We start from the raw sequence: 384 nt of genomic DNA on the forward strand, positions 1-384 counted from the left end.
TCTCCTGCACTCCCATCCGGTCGAATCGAGCTACGGCGCCGCTCTTCACAAACTCACGCGCGAAAGCCTGGCAAAGGCCGGCCATGACGTCGACGACTGCAATCTCTATGCTGAAGGTTTTGATCCCGTCATGTCGCGCCACGACAGGATCGTCTACCACGACTATCCGGAGAACACGAAGCTGGTCGGCAGCCATTGTGACCGGCTGAACGCGGCCGAGGCGTTGGTGATCGTCACGCCGGTGTGGAATTTCGGTTTCCCGGCCATGCTCAAGGGTTATTTCGACCGGGTCTGGCTGCCAGGCGTTTCCTTCGAACTGGTCGACGGCAAGGTCCAATCGCGGCTGAGGCATATCCGCAAGCTGGGCGCAGTGCTGACCTATGG

Annotated in this window: 1 protein-coding gene; it reads left to right on the forward strand. The window is 60.2% G+C overall.

Annotation, left to right across the window (positions count from 1 at the left end; genetic code table 11):
• On the forward strand, positions 1 to 384 hold a 384-nt coding region (locus AC1D0P_RS31540), incomplete at both ends, for an NAD(P)H-dependent oxidoreductase (protein WP_477680324.1).

Source organism: Polaromonas sp. P1_G2, from assembly GCF_056405515.1.